A 12,758-nucleotide genomic window follows, 5' to 3' on the forward strand; every position below is an offset into this window, starting at 1 on the left:
GGGACACTAGGCTCGGCCGGATGCGATCACTGCGGTCGCGGCTGCGGCCCGGCGCCGCGCTCTGGGCGGTGTTGCTGGTCCCCCTCGTCGTCGACGCGTCGGCGGGACCGCCCGGTTCCCGCGCCATCGAGCTCGTCGGGGGCGCGGTCCTGCTCGCCGTCCTGGTCGGGCTGCGCGACCGCGCCCCGCTCGGCGTGCTCTGCGCCGCGATGGCGACGGTCGCTGCGGCCGGGCTGGTGCTCGCGCCGACGACGTCCGGCCCGGTCCGCGTCTGGCCCGTCGTCGCGACCGCCGTGTTCGCGTACGGGGCCGGCCGCCGGATGCCGGGGACGCGCGCCGTCGTGGGCGCGGTCGGCGCGGTCGCCGCGACCGGGCTGCCGGTCGGCCTGCTGCTGGGCCTGGCCTCGCACGGCGGCGCCCGGGGTGGCTTCGGCCTGGTGTCCGGCGTCTACGACTGGGTCGTCCTGGTGCTCGTCCTGCTGCTCGCCGTCGGGCCGGCCTGGCTCGCCGGACGGTACGGGCGGCAGCGCGCCGCGCTGGTCGCCGGCGGATGGGAACGCGCTGCGCTGCTGGAACGGCAGCAACGGCTCGAGGCCGACCGGGCGCGGCTGGCCGAGCGCGCCCGCATCGCGCAGGACATGCACGACTCATTGGGCCACGAGTGGACCCTGATCGCCCTGCGCGCCGCCGCGCTGGAGGTGTCGCCCCGCCTCGACGAGGACTCCCGGGATGCGGCGCGCGAGCTGCGTGCCGGCGTCGCCGCGGCGACCGAACGGCTGCGGGAGGTCATCGGCGTGCTGCGGACCGACGACGGCGCCGACCCCGACGAGCGGCTCGACGTCGCGGCCCTGGTGGAGCGCGCCGGGGACGCGGGCATGTCCGTGCGCTGGGACGGCGGGCACGAGCGGGTGGATCTGCCCGAGATGGTGCGCCACGCCGCGCACCGCGTCGTGCGGGAGGCGTTGACGAACGCCGCGAGGCACGCACCGGGCGCCCCGGTCACCGTGCGGCTCGACCACACCGACGACACGACGACGGTCCGCATCACGAACGGCCCGGCGACGAGCCCAGCAGCCGAGCGGGGCGGCGGAACCGGGTTGGTAGGCCTGCACGAGCGCGTGCGGCTCCTCGGCGGAACCCTGCGCGCCGGACCGGCCGGGGCCGGTTTCGCGGTCGTGGCCGTCCTCCCGCACGACGGCCGTCCCGCGGCCGCCCCCGACGAGGCGGTCACCGAGTCCGAACGGCACCTGGAGCGCGCCCGCGGGGAGGCACACCGCAGCCTCACGGCGGCCGTGCGGGTGCCGCTGCTCGCGGGTGCCGCGGTCGCGGTCCTGACGGTCGGACTGTTCCTCCTGGTCGGGGCGGCAAACCGGCTCGACCCGGCGGTCTTCGAGCGGCTCCCGATCGGCGCCGCCCGCGCCGCCGTCGAGGCGCAGCTGCCCCCGTTCCAGGTGCTCGACGACCCCGGGCGACGCCTCCCCCTGCCGTCCCCGGGAAGCTCGTGCCGGTACTACTGGTCCAGCGAGCCCACCGACGAGCGCCTGATCTTCCGGCTGTGCTTCGCGGACGACCGGCTCGTGGGCAAGGAGGCGGTTCCGCGAGCCGCGCTCTCCGGACCGGAAGGAGCACCGTGATCAAGGTCGTCCTCGCCGACGACGAGCCGCTCACCCGGGCCGGCATCCGCGCCGTGCTGGGCGCCGCACCGGAGATCGTGGTCGTCGCGGAGGCGTCGGACGGGCGCGGCGCCGTCGATCAGGTGCAGGCACACCGCCCCGACGTCGCGCTGCTGGACATCGTCATGCCCGGCATGGACGGGCTGGCCGCCGCCGCCGAGATCGTCCGGACGACCCCCGGAACCGGCGTGATCATGCTGACGACGTTCTCCGAGGACGAGCACATCGCGCGCGCCCTCGGCCACGGCGCCGGCGGGTTCCTCGTCAAGTCCGGCGACCCTCACGAGCTCCTCGCCGGCATCCGGGCCGTCGCGGGCGGGGCGGCGTACCTGTCGCCGACGGTCACCCAGCGCGTCATCCGCCAGCTCGGCGAGGGCGGGACCGGGCGCATGTCACGCGCCGCTCGCGCCCGCGAGCAGGTCGGGCGGCTCACCCCGCGGGAACGCGAGGTGCTCGCCCTCGTCGGCGCCGGTCTGCCGAACGCCGAGATCGGCAGGCGGCTGCACGTGGCCGAGGGCACCGTCAAGGTCTTCGTCAGCGCCGTCCTGCGCACGCTCGAGGTGCACAACCGGGTGCAGGCCGCCATCGTCGCGTACGAGGCAGGGCTGGTCGACCGGTCCTGACAGGGGCGTCTACCACTTTCGGCAGGGACATCCGCCGACGGTCGGCAGATGGCGCGGGCCTCGCGGGCGGCGACCGTGGGTGCCATGAGATCGACATCCATCCGCGCGGCGGCCGTCCTCGCAGGCGCCCTCCTGCTCACCGCGGCCGCATGCGCGAGCCCGGCGAGCGAGCCCACGGCCCCCCGGGTGCCGCTGACCCTGCCGGCACCGACGGGGCCGGCGCCGATCGGGACGCTGGAGCTGCACCTCGTCGACCACGACCGCACCGACCCGTTCGCCGCGACGCCGGACCGACTGCGCGAGCTCGTGGTCTCGATCTGGTACCCGGCCCGGCCCGGCCCCGACGCGCCGCGGGCGCCGTACCTCGCACCCGAGGTGGCGGACTTCTACGACCGGCAGGCTGCCGCGCTCGGCGTCCCGTCCGGCACGGCCGACTTCGCCGGCATCGGCACCCACGCGGCGCAGCGCGCTCCCGTCGCCGACGGCGCCACCGGCCTCCCGGTCGTGCTGTACTCGCCCGGCGGCAACCAGTCGCGCGCGCTGGGCACCACGCTCGTCGAGGAGCTCGCGAGCCACGGCTACGTGGTCGTCACGATCGACCACACCTACTCCGGGCCGGTGCGGTTCCCCGACCGGACGGAGCTCGCGGCACCCGACCTCGACAAGGCCCTGATCATGCAGCAGCGGGCCCGCGACACCGGGTTCGTCCTCGACCAGCTCGCGCTGGTCGCGGCCGGCTCAGATCCCGACGCGCAGCACCGCGGCCTGCCTCCCGGCGTCGCCGAGGCCCTCGACCTGTCCCGGGTGGGCATGTTCGGCCACTCGGCGGGCGGCTTCACCACGGCCGAGGCCATGCTCACCGAGGAACGCATCGACGCGGGCGCGAACCTCGACGGCAGCATGCCCCCCGAGTATGGCCAGGCCGCCCCCGGCGGCAGCTCGCGCCCGTTCCTGCTGGTCGGCGGGGGCACCAGCGGCAGCGACGCGCACCCCCACCACCACGGGGCCGCCCCGGACTGGGCCGCGTTCTGGGACGCCTCGACCGGATGGAAGCGTGACCTGCACCTGCCGGACGCCGAGCACATGTCGTTCACGGACCTGCAGGTGCTGCTCCCGCAGATCGACCGGGCGGTACCGATCGCCGACGAGGCGCTCACCGGTCGGATCGGCACGATCGACCCCGCGCGGAGCCTGGCCGTCCAGCGCCGGTCGATCACCGCCTTCTTCGACGAGCACCTGAAGGGCCGGACCGGCGCGTTCGACGGCGCGGCTGCGCAGGACCCCGACGCGCGGCTCGTCCCGTGAGCGTCGTGACGGCCCTGCTCGACTGGCTGCAGAGCCTCCCCCCGGCAGGAGTGGTGCTCGGCGCCGCACTCGTCGTCCTCGGCGAGTGCACCGTGGGCCTCGGGTTCATCGCCCCCGGCGAGACCGGGCTGTTCGTGCTGGGCACCATCGCGGACGACGCGCCGACGTTCCTCGCCATGTGGTCGGCGACCAGCGCGGCCGCGATCGCGGGCGACGGCATCGGCTACGCGGTCGGACGCCGGTACGGGCCACGGCTGCGGGAGACGCGGATCGTGCGCCGGTACGGCGCACACGGCTGGGACCGGGCGTCCGAGGCGCTGCGCAGGCACGGGGCGCTCGCAGTTCTCGTGGCGATCCTCCTCCCCGTGCTGCGCACCCTCGTACCCGCGGCGGCAGGCGCATCGGGCGTGCCGCTCCGGTCGTTCCTGCCGGCCGTGGCGGTGGGGGCCACGGTCTGGTGCGCGTTGCACATCGGCATCGGGGCCGCGGCGGGCGAGGCCGCCCGGCAGATCGAGAAGGCAGTGGGGGCAGGCAGCTGGATCCTGCTCGCTGCGATCGCCGCCGTGATCGCGGGTGTCACTCTCGTCCGCAGGCGAGCCGGGCGATAGGCGTCGACGCTGCTGCGGACGTCCGCCGACGCCCCCACGGCGAGCGGCCCCGCGGGGGCCGCGGAGCACCTCGCCGCCGCACTGGCCGCGACGGCTGAGACCGCCCGCATAGGCTGACGCCATGGCCGTGCACCTGACCAGGATCTACACCAAGACCGGCGACGACGGCACCACCGCGCTCGGCGACTTCAGCCGCGTCCGCAAGACCGACGTCCGGCTCGCGGCGTACGCCGACACCGACGAGTGCAACGCCGCGCTCGGCGTCGCCGTCACGGTCGGCGGCCTGGCCCCGGAGGTCGTCGAGCCCCTCCGGCAGGTGCAGAACGACCTCTTCGACGTCGGCGCGGACCTCTGCGCGCCGATCGTCGAGGATCCGCAGTACCCGCCGCTGCGGATCACCGAGGAGTACGTCACGCGGCTCGAGGGCTGGTGCGACGCGTTCAACGAAGGCCTGCCGAAGCTCGACTCGTTCATCCTGCCCGGCGGCACGCCGGGCGCGGCGTACCTGCACGTGGCGCGCACGGTCGCCCGCCGCGCCGAGCGCTCGGCCTGGGCGCTGCTGGAGGAGGACCCGGAGCGCACCAACCCGCTCACGGCGAAGTACCTCAACCGCCTGTCCGACCTGCTGTTCATCCTGGGCCGCGTCGCCAACCCCGACGGCGACGTCCTCTGGCACCCCGGCGGCCGCCCCACCCCCTGACACCCGCGCCCCACCCCCGCGAGTCTCCCGTCAGGACAGCGTGAGTCTCCCGTTGGAACAGCGCGAGTCTCCCGTTCCAACCCGGCGAGTCTCCCGTTCCAACCCGGTGAGTCTCCCGTTCCGACGGGCCGATGCGGCGGTTCCGGTAGGCCGAGCACCTCGTGCCGCAGGCAGCACGGCCGCGGCTCCGGGCCGGAACGCTCCGCTCGTGCTGCCGTGTGCCAAACGCGCCCTGTTCAGTCGCGGCATTCGCCCTGTCCGAAGGGGAGACTCACCCTGTCCGAAGGGGAGACTCGCGCTGTCGGAACGCGGGACTCGCGGGGTCAGGAGGCCTGGCGGTAGCCGGTGCGGCCGGGTGGAGTGGCCTCCACCCAGGACAGGAATCCAGTCAGGACGCCGGGGGCCATGGCGAGCTCCAGCTCGACGCCGCGGATGCGGCAGAGCAGCACCGAGGCCCCGTGCGGGATGACGTAGGCCTCGGGGTTGGCCGGTGTGCGGCGGTCGACGATCTCGAGCTCGGTGCGGTCGACGACGACCGTCGGGCCCGGACGCAGGGAGGTCAGGCGGAACCAGGCGAGCTCGTCGCCCCGGTAGCGGCCGACGCCGAAGTGCCAGCCCGCGGTGCCGTCACCGGACCGGAGCCGGGAACGAGAAGCGGGGCGGCGGCGCAGACAGACGTCCACGCCACCGCCCCGCATGAGTCGCACTCTCCGAAAGGCGAGGTATCCCAGACACAGGCAGGCGAGCAACAGCGCGATGCTGACGAACAGCGCCGTTGCTCCCACCCGCGGCCCGGTTAGTCCGCGGCGCCGGCGGCTCTGAGCCGCGCGTTCGCCCGCGCCGCCGCAGCGACGCCCTGGGGGTCGGACGTGTCGGCGCGGTCCCGCGCCCCGCGGGCCCGCGAGACGTCGATCTCGTCGGCCAGCTCGGCGTACTCGGCCAGCACCGTGACGTTCTCCGGCGTGATCGAGAGGAACCCGCCGTGCACCGCCAGCGTGGTGGACGTGCCGTCCGTGCCGTCGACGCGGACGACGCCCGAGTCCTCCAGCTGCGCGAGCGTGGGCTCGTGACCGGGCAGGACCCCGATCTCCCCCACGGTGGTGCGGGCGAGGACGAAGCTGGCCTCTCCGGACCAGATCCGCCGCTCTACCGCGACCAGCTCCACGGTCATGGTCGCCACGATCAGCCCTCGAGCTTCTTGCGGTTCTTGTCGAGGTCCTCGAGGCCGCCGCAGAGGAAGAACGCCTGCTCGGGGACGTCGTCGAACTCGCCCTTGGCGATCTTGTCGAACGCCTCGATGGTCTCCTTCAGCGGCACCGTGGAGCCCGCCTGACCGGTGAACTGCTCGGCGACCAGCAGGTTCTGCGAGAGGAACCGCTCGATGCGCCGCGCGCGGCCCACCAGCTGCCGGTCCTCCTCGGAGAGCTCGTCGATACCCATGATCGCGATGATGTCCTGCAGGTCGTTGTACTTCTGCAGGATGCGCTTCACCTCGTTGGCCACGCGGAAGTGCTCGTCGCCGATGTACTGCGGGTCGAGGATCCGCGAGGTCGACGTCAGCGGGTCCACCGCCGGGTAGATCCCCTTCTGGGAGATCGGGCGGGAAAGCTCCGTGGTGGCGTCGAGGTGCGCGAACGTGGTGGCGGGCGCCGGGTCGGTGTAGTCGTCCGCGGGCACGTAGATCGCCTGCATCGAGGTGATCGAGCGGCCGCGGGTCGACGTGATCCGCTCCTGCAGCTCGCCCATCTCGTCGGCCAGGGTGGGCTGGTAGCCCACCGCGGACGGCATGCGGCCGAGCAGCGTGGAGACCTCGGAACCGGCCTGGGTGAACCGGAAGATGTTGTCGATGAAGAGCAGCACGTCCTGGTTCAGCTCGTCGCGGAAGTACTCCGCCATCGTCAGCGCCGACAGGGCGACGCGCATACGCGTGCCAGGCGGCTCGTCCATCTGGCCGAAGACCAGCGCGGTGTCGTTGATGACGCCGGACTCGGTCATCTCCGTGATGAGGTCGTTGCCCTCACGGGTGCGCTCACCGACGCCGGCGAACACCGAGGTGCCACCGAAGTTCTTCGCGACACGGGTGATCATCTCCTGGATGAGCACCGTCTTGCCGACGCCCGCACCGCCGAACAGGCCGATCTTGCCGCCCTGCACGTACGGGGTGAGCAGGTCGATGACCTTGATGCCGGTCTCCAGCATCTCGGTGCGGCCCTCGAGCTGGTCGAAGTTCGGCGCCGGGCGGTGGATGCCCCACAGCTCGCCGGTGATCTCCAGGTCGGGCTTGTCGAGGCAGTCGCCGAGCGCGTTGAACACGTGGCCCTTGACCTGGTCACCGACCGGAACCGAGATCGGGCGCCCGAGGGAGGTGACCGTCTGGCCACGCACCAGGCCGTCGGTGGGCTGCATCGAGATCGTGCGCACCAGGTTGTCGCCCAGGTGCTGCGCGATCTCGAGGGTGAGCGTCTTGGCCAGGTCGCCGAACTCCACGTCGACGGTGAGGGCCGTGTAGAGCTCCGGCACCGCGTTGCGGGGGAACTCGACGTCGACGACCGGGCCGGTGACGCGGACGACCCGGCCGGTCGTGGTCTGGGTATCTGCGGTGGCGGTCATCTCAGCTCTCACTCCCTGCGCTGACGAGAGCGTCGGCCCCACCGACGATCTCACTGATCTCCTGGGTGATCTGCGCCTGACGGGCCTGGTTGGCCTCCAGTGTCAGGGTACGGATCAGCTCGTTGGCGTTGTCGGTGGCGGCCTTCATGGCCCGCTGGCGGGCGGCCGACTCCGAGGCAGCGGCCTCGAGCAGCGCGGCGAACAGCCGCGCCCCGATGTACTTGGGCAGCAGTGCGTCGAACAGCGTGTCCGGGCTCGGCTCGAACTCGTAGAGGGGCTTGGCCTCGCCCGCCGACTGCTGCGCGGCCTCGCGGCGCTCCTCGACGTCCCCGCCGGGCGCGGCGACGGTGTCGGCCTCGTACTCGACCTCGAGCGGAGCCATCCGCCGCGCCTGCGGCACCTGGGTCACCATGTTCTTGAACTGGGTGTACACGAGGTGCAGCTCGTCGACGCCGTGGATGCCGTCCTCGCCGGCGCCGTCGACGGTGTCGTCGCTACCGGCCATGAAGGACGCCACCAGCTCGCGAGCGGCCTCGGCCGCGTTCGCGTAGGTGGGCTGCTCGGAGAAGCCGGTCCAGGCCTGCTGCACCTTGCGGTTGCGGAAGCGGTAGTAGCTCACGCCCTTGCGGCCGATGACGTAGAGCACCGGCTCCTTGCCCTGCTCACGGAGCAACTGCTGCAGCTGCTCCGCCTCCTTCAGGACGTTGACGTTGTAACCGCCGCACTGCCCGCGGTCACTGGTGACGACCAGGACCGCGGCGCGCTTGGGCTGCTCCCGCTCGACGAGCAGCGGGTGGTCGAGCGCCGAGTTGTTGGCCAGCTCGCTGAGCACGGCCGTGATCTGCTCGGCGTACGGCCGCGCCGCGTCGACGCGAGCCCTCGCCTTCATGATCCGCGACGTCGCGATGAGCTCCATCGCGCGCGTGATCTTCTTGATGGACTGCGTCGACCGGATCCGCCGCCGCAGCACGCGAATCTGTGCCGCCATCCTGCTGCTCCTCCGCTCGCCGCCGTCTAGCTCGAGGCCGGAGCCGGCTTGTTGACCTTGACGGAGTCCTTGTCGACCTCGTCCTCCTCCAGCGCCTCGGCCTGGGCCTCCTTCGGCACCACCGACGAGCCGTCGGTGGCGGTGAAGTCCTTCTTGAAGTCCTTCACGGTGCTCGCGATCCGGTCGGCGAGCTCGTCGGAGAGCTTCCCGGTGTCGCGGATCTCGCCGAAGATCCCGTCGTGGTTGCGACGGACGTGGTCGAGGAACTCCGACTCGAAGCGCCGGATGTCGGCCACCGGCACGGAGTCGAGGTGCCCGCGGGTGCCGAGGAAGATCGAGACGACCTGCTCGTCGACCGGCTGCGGCTGGTACTGGGCCTGCTTGAGCAGCTCCACCAGGCGCGCACCACGCTCGAGCGAGGCCGCGGACGCCGCGTCGAGGTCGGACCCGAACGCGGCGAACGCCTCCAGCTCGCGGTACTGCGAGAGGTCGAGCCGCAGCGAGCCGGACACCGTGCGCATCGCGCGGACCTGCGCGGAACCACCCACGCGGGACACCGAGATACCGACGTTGATGGCCGGCCGGACACCCTGGTTGAACAGGTCCGACTCGAGGAAGCACTGGCCGTCGGTGATCGAGATGACGTTCGTGGGGATGTAGGCCGACACGTCGTTGGCCTTGGTCTCGATGATCGGCAGGCCGGTCATCGAGCCGCCCCCGAGGTCGTCGGACAGCTTGGCGCAGCGCTCCAGCAGGCGGGAGTGCAAGTAGAAGACGTCGCCGGGGTAGGCCTCACGGCCCGGCGGACGGCGCAGCAGCAGCGAGATCGCGCGGTAGGCCTCGGCCTGCTTGGACAGGTCGTCGAAGACGATCAGGACGTGCTTGCCCTGGTACATCCAGTGCTGGCCGAGCGCGGAGCCGGTGTAGGGCGCCAGCCACTTGTAGCCGGCCGGGTCGGATGCCGGGGCGGCGACGATGGTGGTGTACTCCAGCGCGCCCGCGTCCTCCAGCGACTGCCGGATACCGGCGATCGTGGAGCCCTTCTGCCCGATCGCGACGTAGATGCAGCGCACCTGCTGCTTCGGGTCGCCGGTGGCCCAGTTCTGCTTCTGGTTGATGATCGTGTCGACGCAGACCGCGGTCTTGCCGGTCTTGCGGTCGCCGATGACCAGCTGGCGCTGGCCGCGGCCGATCGGCGTCATCGCGTCGATGGCCTTGATGCCGGTCTGCAGCGGCTCGCGGACCTCCTGGCGCTGCACCACCGACGCCGCCTGCAGCTCCAGCACGCGGTTGGTCTCGGCCTCGATGTCGCCGAGCCCGTCGATCGGCTTGCCGAGCGGGTCGACGACCCGGCCGAGGAAGTTGTCGCCGACCGGCACCGAGAGGATCTCGCCGGTGCGCTTGACCTGCTGGCCCTCCTCGATGTGGGCGTAGTCGCCCAGGATGACCGCACCGATCTCGTGCACGTCCAGGTTCAGCGCGACGCCCCGCACGCCACCGGGGAACTCGAGGAGCTCGTTGGTCATCGCCGAGGGCAGGCCCTCGACGTGGGCGATGCCGTCGCCGGTGTCGGAGACCGTGCCCACCTCTTCACGGGAGGTGTCGGTCTCCAGCGACGAGACGTAGCTGGAGATCGCACTCCGGATCTCATCTGCGGAGATCGTCAGCTCTGTCATGACAGTCGTGGAGTCCTTCTCTAGAAGTCTGGTGGTCAGCTGGGGAGGGTGCGGCGCGCGGCGGCGAGCTTGCTCGCCACGCTGCCGTCGATGACCTCGCCGCCGACCTGCACCACCAGCCCGCCCAGCAGGCGCGGGTCCAGCTCGACCTGCAGCGAGATCCGGCGCCCGTAGAGACGGGTCAGCGAGTCGGTGAGCTTCTGCTCCTGCTCGGGCGAGAGCGTCACCGGCGTGGTGACACGGGCGACCGACCGGTCGCGGCGAGCCGCGGCGAGCTCGGCCAGCTCCTCGCACACGACGTCGAGGTGCCGCGACCGCGGCAGCCGGACGCTGTGGCGCAGCAGCGCGACCGTGACCGGAGACGCCTTGCTCCCCACCAGCCGGTCGAGCAGCGCGACGCGCCCGTCGGCGGGCGTGGTGGTGTCGGAGAGCAGGCTTCCCAGCTGGGGCTCGCGGTCCACGACCCGGCCGAAGCGGAACAGCTCGTCCTCGACGTCGTCGAGCGAGCCGTCCTTCTCGGCGACGGCCAGCAGCGCCTGGCGCGCGACCGACTCGAACGCGGTGACCAGGTCACCGGGCCGCGACCAGCGCGCGGCCACGATCTCCTTCGCCACGCCGATGGTCGGCGCCGCGAGCTGCTGCCCGAGCAGCCGCTCCAGCAGGCCCGTGCGCGCCGCCTCCGGCGACGACGGGTCGGCGAGCAGCCGACGCAGGGACCGCTGCTCGACGAGCAGTCGCGTGATCGCGAACAGCTCGTCGCCGAGCCGCTGCAGGTCGCTGCCCTGCGCCGAGTCGGCGTAGGCGTCCAGCCGGGCGTCGGCCGCGGCCATCGCCTCCCGGCTGGCCGCCGCCAGGACCTCGGCCATCAGCTCGCCCCGCCGGCGGGGGCCGGCGTGCCGCGATCGGTCATGCCGTCCAGCTCGGCCAGGAACGAGTCGACCGTGGCGGAGCGGCGGGTGTCGTCGGCGAGCGAGTCGCCGATGATGCGCTCGGCCAGCTGCACGGACAGCCCACCGATCTCCCCGCGGAGCTGGCGCACGGCCTGCTCGCGGGCAGCGGCGATCTGCTCCTCGCCGCGCTGCCGGATCCGGGCGGCCTCCTCCTCGGCCTGGGCCCGCAGCTCGGACTTGATCTGCTGGCCCTCGGCGCGGGCGTCGTCACGGATGCGCGCGGCCTCGGCGCGCAGGCCCGCGAGCTGCTCCTCGTACTGCCGCTTGAGGTCGTTGGCCTCCTGCTGGGCCTCGTCGGCCCGCTTCAGCCCGCCCTCGATCTTGTCCGTGCGCTCGGCGTAGATCTTCTCGAACTGCGGGAAGACCGTCTTCCAGAGCACGAACAGCAGCAGGAGGAAGGCGATGGTGCCGACGATGATCTCGACGGTGTGCGGGACGAGAGGGTTCAGCTCCTCGGCCGCGAGAACGGTGGTCATGGGGTTTCTCCTCCGCCTACCCGGCGTTCCTCCTGGCTCAGGCCGGCAGCGCGAACGCGAGCACGAGGCCCAGGATCGCGAGTGCCTCGGAGAGGGCGAACCCGATGAACGCGATGCCCTGCAGCTGGCCGCGGGCCTCCGGCTGGCGCGCGACGCCGTTGATGAACGCGGCGAAGACGATGCCCACGCCGATACCCGGGCCGATCGCGGACAGGCCGTAACCGATGACGTTCAGGTTACCGACGATGTTCATTGCTTTCCTTTCCTCCGGTCCGCGGTACCTCCCGCGGACCCATCAAGTCGTGGAGCGGGGGTGACCTAGTGGTCCTCGGCGAGCACGCTGCCGATGTAGGAGGCCGTGAGGATCGTGAAGATGTAGGCCTGCACCACCTGCACGAACGCCTCGAAGAACGTGAACACGATCCCGAGACCGAACGCGAACGGAGAGAGCACGCCCAGCAGGATCGACTGGGAGTGCAGCAGCATGTACTCGCCGCCGAGGATGAACACCAGCAGCAGCAGGTGGCCGGCGAACATGTTGCCGAACAGTCGCAGCGACAGTGTGACCGGCCGGAGCAGGATGTTCGACAGGAACTCGATCGGCGTGAGCACGATCCGCACCCACCACGGCACATCCGGGGGCCAGGTCGACACCCGCAGGTAGCCGACGAACCCGTGGCGGCGGATGCCGACGATGTTGTAGGTCAGCCACACCATCGCTGCGAGGGCGTAGGCCATACCCGGGTGCGAGAAGGTCGGGAACTGGATGAGCGGGATGATCCCGAACAGGTTGTTCACCAGGATGAAGGCGAACAGCGTGGTCAGGAACGGGACGTACTTGAGGAACTCGGGCCCGATGTTGTCGCGGGCGATCGAGTTCCGCACGATCCCGTGGAAGGACTCGCCGAGGAACTGCCCCTTGCTGGGGACCAGTGCCGGGCGCCGCACCGTCCACGCGAAGAAGGCGTAGATGATGATCGCGGCGAGCACGAGCTCCACGACGGGCTTCGTGAGACCCTCGATGCCGGCGATTGGCGGCAGCTGGAAGTCCTCGACACCCGGCGCGTCGAAGCCGGGGTTCGGGGCGGTGGCCGGGATGGTCACCCAGTGCTCCTTCCGGTTCCGCCGTCCGGGTGATCCAGAGCGGCA

At 72.1% G+C, this 12,758-nt stretch carries 14 protein-coding genes; 5 read left to right on the top strand and 9 right to left on the bottom strand.

Going from position 1 to position 12,758, the window contains the following annotated elements; translation table 11 throughout:
- Nucleotides 1-20: 20 nt before the first annotated feature.
- The 5 genes from FB558_RS08685 to FB558_RS08705 all read left to right on the top strand — a co-directional run bounded on the left by FB558_RS08685 (nucleotide 21) and on the right by FB558_RS08705 (nucleotide 4,909).
- Nucleotides 21-1,634, top strand: coding sequence for a sensor histidine kinase (locus tag FB558_RS08685; RefSeq protein WP_142050079.1), 1,614 nt, complete (start codon nucleotides 21-23; stop codon nucleotides 1,632-1,634).
- The gene (locus FB558_RS08690; protein WP_142050082.1) at nucleotides 1,631-2,296 is read left to right on the top strand and encodes a response regulator; all 666 of its coding nucleotides are present in this window, start codon (nucleotides 1,631-1,633) and stop codon (nucleotides 2,294-2,296) included. Before FB558_RS08685 ends, FB558_RS08690 begins: the two co-directional genes overlap by 4 nt.
- Nucleotides 2,297-2,380: 84 nt before the next feature.
- Nucleotides 2,381-3,601: an alpha/beta hydrolase family protein gene (locus FB558_RS08695; RefSeq protein ID WP_170231241.1), complete on the top strand. Its 1,221-nt coding sequence runs from the start codon at nucleotides 2,381-2,383 to the stop codon at nucleotides 3,599-3,601.
- 5 nt (nucleotides 3,602-3,606) lie between these two features.
- A complete protein-coding gene (locus FB558_RS08700; protein ID WP_246106326.1) occupies nucleotides 3,607-4,209 on the top strand; it encodes a DedA family protein in 603 nt (200 codons plus the stop codon).
- Nucleotides 4,210-4,330: 121 nt separating this feature from the next.
- The gene (locus FB558_RS08705; RefSeq protein ID WP_142050090.1) at nucleotides 4,331-4,909 is read left to right on the top strand and encodes a cob(I)yrinic acid a,c-diamide adenosyltransferase; all 579 of its coding nucleotides are present in this window, start codon (nucleotides 4,331-4,333) and stop codon (nucleotides 4,907-4,909) included.
- A 323-nt stretch (nucleotides 4,910-5,232) separates the two neighbouring features.
- Here the strand turns inward: FB558_RS08705 and FB558_RS08710 are convergent, their stop codons facing one another.
- The 9 genes from FB558_RS08710 to atpB form a co-directional block, all read right to left on the bottom strand.
- The gene (locus FB558_RS08710) at nucleotides 5,233-5,694 is read right to left on the bottom strand and encodes a DUF2550 domain-containing protein (protein ID WP_342787291.1); all 462 of its coding nucleotides are present in this window, start codon (nucleotides 5,692-5,694) and stop codon (nucleotides 5,233-5,235) included.
- 11 nt (nucleotides 5,695-5,705) lie between these two features.
- Nucleotides 5,706-6,080: a F0F1 ATP synthase subunit epsilon gene (locus FB558_RS08715; protein ID WP_142050093.1), complete on the bottom strand. Its 375-nt coding sequence runs from the start codon at nucleotides 6,078-6,080 to the stop codon at nucleotides 5,706-5,708.
- A gap of 11 nt (nucleotides 6,081-6,091) precedes the next feature.
- Nucleotides 6,092-7,519, bottom strand: a complete 1,428-nt coding sequence (gene atpD, locus FB558_RS08720; protein WP_142050096.1) for a F0F1 ATP synthase subunit beta — start codon at nucleotides 7,517-7,519, stop codon at nucleotides 6,092-6,094.
- A 1-nt stretch (nucleotide 7,520) separates the two neighbouring features.
- Nucleotides 7,521-8,507 (bottom strand): F0F1 ATP synthase subunit gamma, encoded by a 987-nt coding sequence (locus FB558_RS08725; protein WP_142050100.1) that lies wholly within the window; start codon nucleotides 8,505-8,507, stop codon nucleotides 7,521-7,523.
- Nucleotides 8,508-8,533: 26 nt separating this feature from the next.
- Nucleotides 8,534-10,183, bottom strand: a complete 1,650-nt coding sequence (atpA, locus tag FB558_RS08730) for a F0F1 ATP synthase subunit alpha (RefSeq protein ID WP_142050103.1) — start codon at nucleotides 10,181-10,183, stop codon at nucleotides 8,534-8,536.
- A gap of 35 nt (nucleotides 10,184-10,218) precedes the next feature.
- Nucleotides 10,219-11,049, bottom strand: a complete 831-nt coding sequence (locus FB558_RS08735) for a F0F1 ATP synthase subunit delta (RefSeq protein WP_142050106.1) — start codon at nucleotides 11,047-11,049, stop codon at nucleotides 10,219-10,221.
- Nucleotides 11,049-11,609: a F0F1 ATP synthase subunit B gene (locus FB558_RS08740; protein ID WP_142050109.1), complete on the bottom strand. Its 561-nt coding sequence runs from the start codon at nucleotides 11,607-11,609 to the stop codon at nucleotides 11,049-11,051. The genes FB558_RS08735 and FB558_RS08740 overlap by 1 nt, the downstream gene beginning before the upstream one ends.
- A gap of 37 nt (nucleotides 11,610-11,646) precedes the next feature.
- The gene (gene atpE, locus FB558_RS08745) at nucleotides 11,647-11,862 is read right to left on the bottom strand and encodes an ATP synthase F0 subunit C (protein ID WP_142050112.1); all 216 of its coding nucleotides are present in this window, start codon (nucleotides 11,860-11,862) and stop codon (nucleotides 11,647-11,649) included.
- 65 nt (nucleotides 11,863-11,927) lie between these two features.
- Entirely contained in the window at nucleotides 11,928-12,713 is a 786-nt protein-coding gene (atpB, locus tag FB558_RS08750) for a F0F1 ATP synthase subunit A (RefSeq protein ID WP_211366218.1), read from the bottom strand.
- Nucleotides 12,714-12,758: the final 45 nt, after the last annotated feature.

The sequence above is a fragment of the Pseudonocardia kunmingensis genome, assembly GCF_006716445.1.
Lineage (GTDB): Bacteria > Actinomycetota > Actinomycetes > Mycobacteriales > Pseudonocardiaceae > Pseudonocardia > Pseudonocardia kunmingensis.

Excerpts from the sequence above, each read along its gene's own strand:
- atpD (WP_142050096.1), bottom strand. The coding sequence starts at position 7,519 with ATGACCGCCACCGCAGATACCCAGACCACGACCGGCCGGGTCGTCCGC.
- FB558_RS08715 (WP_142050093.1), bottom strand. The coding sequence starts at position 6,080 with ATGACCGTGGAGCTGGTCGCGGTAGAGCGGCGGATCTGGTCCGGAGAG.
- FB558_RS08725 (WP_142050100.1), bottom strand. The coding sequence starts at position 8,507 with ATGGCGGCACAGATTCGCGTGCTGCGGCGGCGGATCCGGTCGACGCAG.
- FB558_RS08695 (WP_170231241.1), top strand. The coding sequence starts at position 2,381 with ATGAGATCGACATCCATCCGCGCGGCGGCCGTCCTCGCAGGCGCCCTC.
- FB558_RS08735 (WP_142050106.1), bottom strand. The coding sequence starts at position 11,049 with ATGGCCGAGGTCCTGGCGGCGGCCAGCCGGGAGGCGATGGCCGCGGCC.
- atpE (WP_142050112.1), bottom strand. The coding sequence starts at position 11,862 with ATGAACATCGTCGGTAACCTGAACGTCATCGGTTACGGCCTGTCCGCG.
- atpA (WP_142050103.1), bottom strand. The coding sequence starts at position 10,183 with ATGACAGAGCTGACGATCTCCGCAGATGAGATCCGGAGTGCGATCTCC.
- FB558_RS08740 (WP_142050109.1), bottom strand. The coding sequence starts at position 11,609 with ATGACCACCGTTCTCGCGGCCGAGGAGCTGAACCCTCTCGTCCCGCAC.
- FB558_RS08685 (WP_142050079.1), top strand. The coding sequence starts at position 21 with ATGCGATCACTGCGGTCGCGGCTGCGGCCCGGCGCCGCGCTCTGGGCG.
- FB558_RS08705 (WP_142050090.1), top strand. The coding sequence starts at position 4,331 with ATGGCCGTGCACCTGACCAGGATCTACACCAAGACCGGCGACGACGGC.